Raw genomic sequence first — 6,000 nt, forward strand, 5'->3', positions numbered from 1 at the left:
GTTGTAAAACATAAAATAACTCCCTTTTTGATTTAGAAGCTGGAAACAATATAGCCTCACCCTATGCTGCCCATACATACGGTATATTCGGTGTCAAGTCAAAATGAGACCTATCTACAAAATAAAGATCAATATATCCTTGTTTATGAATCTTCAAAAGTTCGTAAAGCTGCTCTTGTTTGGTCTCAAATTCAATCTTATTGAGAAGTTTTATCAATGATGTCCTCAACTTTTGATCTTTCTTCTTCTTATAATCTTAAACCAATGCTCAACAAGGCTTTTATAAGAGTATCTGAACAAACAAAAGGGAAAGTAGGAATTATACAAGGCGATATACGTGAAGTTTCTCTTAGCAAAGGTTCTTTTGATATTATCCTTGCCGGAGCTGTATTATATCATCTCAGGGAGAACCGGGATTGGGAACAGGCTTTCAAAAATTATATGAATTACTAAAACCCGGAGGCTGTTTAATGATATCGGATTTGATAACTCAGAATATGGAAGTCCTAAATGAATATACATGGGAGAAAGATGGTGGCTATCTGGAAAGTATAAACGGAAAAAATACAGAGAACAAGTATTGGCCTATGTAGAAAAAGAAGATTCTCCAAGATCGATAAATTATCAATTAGACCTGATGAAAAAAGTAGGATTCGACAGAGTGGATATACTACATAAGAATATGTTTTTCAGTATTTTATGGGGGGGGGTATCAAAGACTAAACTTATGATAAAGTTGAAAAATATACTATTGCTCTCATGCTTATTGTTTTTTCCCTGTATTTAGTCTCATCCACGATAAAGGGTAAAATAGTGAAAATAACGGATGGTGATTCTGTTACAGTTCTCACCGAAGACAAGGCGTCGCTTACAGAAACACTCATATATATAATAATACCTAAGATTTCATAAATTTTCAATATTCCAGTTAGGGTTCTAGCTCAATGAAGTGTCTTAAATACAAGAATTGTCTGAACCTGTCAAAAGCAAATTAATACTAAAAGGAGAGAATTTAAAGATGTATTGACAGCTGATCGTAACAAAAATGATAAAAAACTATTACTGTTTCTTATGTAACCTTAAATATATATATCATATGCAAATAAAAACAACTAATCCGTTAAAGTGGGTACCGAGCGTTTACTTCGGCATGGGATTACCCTTTGTGATGGTTCAACTGGTTTCGGTCATCATGTTCTCTGAAATGGGCATATCCGATGCCAAAATCGCCTTCTGGACATCGCTGGTTATTCTTCCCTGGAGCCTGAAGCCGCTGTGGAGTCCTTTTCTGGAGATGTTCAAGACAAAGAAGTATTTTGTTGTGGGCACTCAGATGGTCACCGGAATCTGCTTTGCGCTGGTAGCCTTAAGCCTGCCACTACCCGATTTCTTTACCTATGCCATCGCGCTCATGGGCGTTATAGCCTTTAGCGGTGCCACACACGACATAGCTACCGACGGGGTGTATATGACCGAACTCGATACCAGGACCCAGTCAAAATATATCGGCTGGCAGGGAGCTTTCTTCAATATAGCAAAGGTTGTAGCCAACGGGGGGCTTGTTTTCCTGGCGGGCATGCTCAAAAACAGTATGGGCGTTGTCAATGCATGGATGCTTATCATGGGCGTATGTGCTGCGGTTATGATTCTGTTGAGCCTGTGGCATAGCAAGGTGCTGCCTACAGGTGGGAAATCTGCCGCTCAGATCAGTACTGCAAAAGAAGGATGGGCTTCCTTTAAAAACGTCTTTACTACTTTCTTTAAAAAGGAAAATATCGCTTTCTATATTATTTTCATCATCTTATACAGACTTGCCGAAGGGCTCGCGATCAAGATCCTGCCCCTTTTCCTGAAAGCACCTGTCGAAAATGGCGGGCTAGGGCTCGAAGTAAGCCAGATAGGGCTTATCAACGGCACATTCGGGGCGATTGCATTTATAGTGGGTTCCATACTCGCCGGGTATTATATTTCAGCCAAAGGGCTACGCAAAACACTGTTCACGCTTTGCTGCGCCATAAATCTTCCGTTTCTGATCTACCTGCTGCTTGCCATATTCCAGCCGTCCAATATCTTTCTTATCGGTTCTGCCGTAGTCTGTGAGTACTTCGGTTACGGGTTTGGTTTCGTCGGGCTTACTTTATTTATGATGCAACAGGTAGCGCCCGGCCAGCACAAAATGGCACATTATGCATTTGCGTCGGGAGTAATGAACCTGGGATATATGTTTGCCGGCATGGTAAGCGGTATGCTGAGCGACTGGCTGGGTTATAAACAGTTTTTCATAGTAGTAGCCATTGCTATGATCCCCGCCCTGATCGTTTCACGCATTATTCCATTTAAATATCCTGACAGGGATGAATCCGAGAAAGACGTTTTAACAGAGGAAATCAAATAAATATATAAACCATGAAAATCAATAGTCAGAGAAGTTAAGTAGTTATCAGTTGCTTCACAATTTAGCAGTTAGGTAGTAAATAATACTTTAACTCCTTAACTACTAATAAGTGAAACGAATGATGATTTCTCTGACTACTGATCAAAACTAACAATCAAGATTATGACAGGTAAACTTAAAATGGAAGGGCAGCCGTTGGCAGGACTGCCCTGGGAAGACCGTCCGGCAGGATGTAAAGACGTAATGTGGCGCTATTCGGCCAACCCGATAATCGGGCGTTATCATATTCCGTCCTCCAACAGTATTTTCAACAGTGCAGTCGTACCATTCAAGGATGGCTATGCCGGTGTTTTCCGCTGCGACAACAAAGCTGTCCAGATGAATATCTTTGCCGGATTCAGCAAGGATGGAATAAACTGGGATATCGAACATGAACCGATCCGCTTCAAAGCCGGCAATACGGAGATGATAGATTCGGACTATAAATACGATCCACGGGTGACATGGATCGAAGACCGTTACTGGATCACCTGGTGCAACGGTTATCATGGACCAACTATCGGTATAGCCTACACTTTCGACTTCAAGGAATTCTTCCAGTGCGAAAATGCTTTCCTTCCCTTCAACCGCAACGGCGTGTTATTCCCGCAAAAGATAGACGGTAAATATGCCATGCTCAGCCGTCCCAGCGATAACGGACATACGCCGTTCGGCGATATCTATATCAGCTACAGCCCGGATATGAAATATTGGGGTGAGCACCGTTGTGTGATGAAAGTTACCCCCTTCCCCGAATCGGCATGGCAATGCACAAAAATAGGGGCAGGTTCGGTCCCTATCCTCACAGAAGAGGGCTGGTTGATGTTTTACCACGGGGTTATAACCACCTGCAACGGATTCCGTTACTCGATGGGAGCAGCTATTCTGGATAAAGACAATCCGGCAAAGGTACTATACCGCACCCGTGCTTATCTGCTGGCTCCGGCAGCACCTTATGAGATGCAGGGCGATGTTCCCAATGTTGTGTTTCCTTGTGCCTCCTTGTATGATGCGACCACAGGCCGCGTAGCCGTTTATTATGGTTGTGCCGATACTGTTGTCGGAATGGCGTTCGGGTATGCCCATGAAATTATAGAGTTCACTAAAAAGAATAATATCGTATAATTCTGAAGAATAATTGATGATGAGAAGACGTTTCGCTTTAGTAATTGCAATTATCACTGCAACGGTTTCATTATATTCCCAGGATAAACAGCCTGTCGATTGGGTAGACCCTTTTATCGGGACTACTAATTTCGGGACAACCAACCCGGGGGCAGTCGTGCCCAATGGCATGATGTCTGTTGTTCCGTTTAATGTAATGGGCTCTGCTGATAATAAATACGATAAAGATGCCCGTTGGTGGTCTACACCTTATGAACACCACAATGTCTTTTTCACAGGATATTCCCATGTCAACCTGAGTGGCGTAGGCTGCCCCGATCTGGGCTCGCTGCTGTTGATGCCTACCACAGGCGAACTCGAGGTGGATTATTCCAAGTATGGAAGTAAATACACTGGGGAAAAGGCATCACCCGGATATTACACCAATCAACTTACAAAGTACAATATCTTAACGGAAGTGACATCTACCTCCCGTGTAGGTTTTCACCGTTATACATTTCCCGCGGGGCAGGCCAATATACTTCTCAATCTCGGACAGGGACTTACCAATGAAACGGGTGCATTTGTCCGGTTCAACGGTACTGACGAAGTCGAAGGTATGAAGATGCTGGGAACGTTCTGCTACAATCCGAAAGCAATCTTTCCTATCTATTTTGTAATGCGTATCGTTGATAAAGTTCCTGTAAAAAGTGGTCTTTGGAAGAAGCAGCGCCCGATGGAGGGAGTTAAAGGCCAGTGGGATCAGGATCACGGACGTTATAAAATATATGAAGGATATAATAAAGATATAGCAGGGGATGATGTTGGGGCATGGTTTACATTCGATGTAGCCGCCGGAGAACAAATAGAGGTGCAGATTGGCGTTTCATTCGTCAGTATAGAAAACGCCCGGCTCAATCTCAGAGCAGAAACGGAAGACAAACATTTTGACGCCATATCTGCCGAAGCCCGCGAGAGTTGGAACAGCGACCTGTCACGTATACTGGTTGAAGGTGGAACCGATGAGCAGAAAACAGTGTTTTATACAGCACTCTATCATACGCTGATACATCCGAATGTATTGAATGATGTCAACGGGGAGTATCCGGCCATGGAGGGGAATAAAATCCTCAAGACGGATAACACCCGTTATACAGTCTTTTCCCTGTGGGATACTTACCGCAACCTCCATCAGCTGATGACGCTTGTCTGGCCCGGCCGGCAAACAGATATGGTGCGGTCAATGATCGGTATGTACGAAGAATGGGGCTGGATGCCTAAGTGGGAACTATACGGACGCGAGACATGGACAATGGAAGGCGATCCTTCTATCCCTGTCATAGCAGATACCTGGCTGAAAGGCTTGCGTGAATTCGATATTGAAACCGCATACGAAGCCTTCCATAAATCGGCAACGATGCCCGGCATAACCTATACAACCGATACGGTAAGGAAAGGAGGCGCGCTTCCCGATTCTTATTACGCATTGCTCAAAGGGGACTTTAACCGTATGCGCCCCGACAACAATGACTATATGAAACTGGGATATGTGCCCCTGCGCAGCGAATTCGACAATTCGGTTTCCCATGCACTGGAATATTACATAGCCGACTACTCATTATCCCTCTTGGCGGATGCCTTGGGTAAGAAGGATGATGCCACCCTTTTCAAGAAACGGTCTTTAGGCTATAAACACTATTATTCACCCGAATATGGCACTTTCCGCCCTATATTGCCCAATGGGAAATTCCTCTCTCCTTTCGATCCCCAACGGGGCATGAATTTTGAAGAAAATCCGGGTTTTCATGAGGGTAGCGCATGGAATTATACGTTTTATGTTCCTCACGATGTCAATGGACTAGCAACACTTATGGGAGGGAAGAAGAAGTTTGTTGACAAACTGGAAATGGTATTCGATAAAGGATATTACGATCCGGCCAATGAACCGGATATCGCCTATCCATATCTTTTCAGCCGCTTTAAAGGGGAGGAATGGCGTACCCAGCATCACGTACGACGTCTGCTGGACAAGCATTATACCACAAAACCAGACGGTATACCTGGTAATGATGATGCCGGAACGATGTCCGCCTGGGCTGTATTCAGTATGATGGGTTTCTATCCCGATTGTTCGGGAGAACCATACTACACGCTGACAAGCCCAGTATTTGACCGGATAACAATAAAGCTCGACCAGCGTTATTGGAATCAGGGAGAATTGGTTATCGAAGCAAAGCGAGATAAACCGGGTGATATATATATAAAAGATATGACCCTGAATGGCAAGACCCTCCGGAATTACCGTATTTCCCATAATGAACTTATTAATGGAAAAAGACTCTCCATTAATCTGACATCACAAAAATAAAAACCATAATACTACAATGAGATCAGATTATATTCAGAATATACATAGGTGTTTAGGTTATCTATTGTTTGGAATGGCCGTGCTAGCCTCTTCC

At 43.5% G+C, this 6,000-nt stretch carries 4 protein-coding genes; all 4 read left to right on the top strand.

Features of this window, described 5'->3' with window-relative positions; all coding sequences use genetic code 11:
• Positions 1 to 264: 264 nt before the first annotated feature.
• Positions 265 to 453, top strand: a complete 189-nt coding sequence (locus GGR21_RS20825) for a class I SAM-dependent methyltransferase (RefSeq protein WP_221233034.1) — start codon at positions 265 to 267, stop codon at positions 451 to 453.
• 643 nt (positions 454 to 1,096) lie between these two features.
• On the top strand, positions 1,097 to 2,395 hold the full coding sequence (locus tag GGR21_RS17210; protein ID WP_183308473.1) for an MFS transporter: 1,299 nt from the start codon (positions 1,097 to 1,099) through the stop codon (positions 2,393 to 2,395).
• A 180-nt stretch (positions 2,396 to 2,575) separates the two neighbouring features.
• On the top strand, positions 2,576 to 3,559 hold the full coding sequence (locus GGR21_RS17215; protein ID WP_183308475.1) for a glycoside hydrolase family 130 protein: 984 nt from the start codon (positions 2,576 to 2,578) through the stop codon (positions 3,557 to 3,559).
• 19 nt (positions 3,560 to 3,578) lie between these two features.
• A complete protein-coding gene (locus tag GGR21_RS17220) occupies positions 3,579 to 5,906 on the top strand; it encodes a GH92 family glycosyl hydrolase (protein WP_183308476.1) in 2,328 nt (775 codons plus the stop codon).
• The last annotated feature ends 94 nt before the right edge of the window (positions 5,907 to 6,000 follow it).

This window comes from Dysgonomonas hofstadii, from assembly GCF_014196915.1.
GTDB lineage: Bacteria > Bacteroidota > Bacteroidia > Bacteroidales > Dysgonomonadaceae > Dysgonomonas > Dysgonomonas hofstadii.